This window comes from Pseudomonas sp. P5_B2 (genome assembly GCF_056400445.1).
This window is the reverse complement of the sequence record NZ_JBFULH010001277.1, coordinates 1-765: the sequence shown is the minus strand read 5'-3', so window position 1 is coordinate 765 and position 765 is coordinate 1. Positions and strand designations below refer to the sequence as shown.

The 765-nt window shown below is 49.5% G+C and carries 2 protein-coding genes; both read right to left on the bottom strand.

What is annotated here, in order from left to right; translation table 11 throughout:
- Nucleotides 1–263 (bottom strand): HU family DNA-binding protein (locus tag AC1DRJ_RS30725; RefSeq protein WP_477805424.1); only part of this gene is annotated, 263 nt, incomplete at its 3' end.
- A gap of 153 nt (nt 264–416) precedes the next feature.
- Nucleotides 417–765: S16 family serine protease (locus AC1DRJ_RS30720; protein WP_477805423.1), on the bottom strand; the 349-nt coding region annotated here is incomplete at its 5' end.

The window sequence follows — 765 nt, the reverse complement described above, 5'->3', positions numbered from 1 at the left end:
GCTTCTTTCAGTGCTTTACCGGCTTTGAAACCTGGTTTTTTAGCTGCTGCGATTTCCAGTGTCTTACCGGTCTGAGGGTTACGACCAATGCGAGCTGGACGATCAGTCACGGAGAAGGTACCGAAACCAACCAGAACAACAGAGTCGCCAGCCTTGAGAGCGCCAGTGACGGATTCGATTACAGCGTCCAGCGCACGGCCAGCAGCAGCTTTCGGGATATCAGCGGATGCAGCGATAGCATCAATCAGTTCCGACTTGTTCACTCTAAGTCCCCTTATATCTATTTGAGTATGATTCTAAGTTTTTTTTGGTGAAAGCAAAAAACGTGTGTGCTGAATGGCCTACAGACACTTAAGAGCCGCTTTATAACAAGGGCTCTAAAAAGCTGTCAAGGAAGCCCCCCAGGCAAATGCGTACTAATGCGTGCTAATTCTTTCCTTAGAGTCAGACTCTCGCTTTTCATCCTTTGCAACTATCTCTGGAACCACATCAGGCAAGGGCTCCGGCGCGTATTGCAGCGCAATTTGCAGGACCTCGTCAATCCATTTAACCGGTTTAATCTGCAGATCTTGCTTGATATTGTCCGGTATTTCCTTCAGATCGCGTACGTTCTCCTCAGGAATGATCACGGTCTTGATTCCGCCACGGTGAGCCGCGAGCAGTTTTTCTTTCAAACCACCAATCGCAAGCACTTGACCACGCAGGGTGATTTCACCCGTCATGGCAACGTCCGCACGAACTGGAATCCCGGTCAATGCCGATACC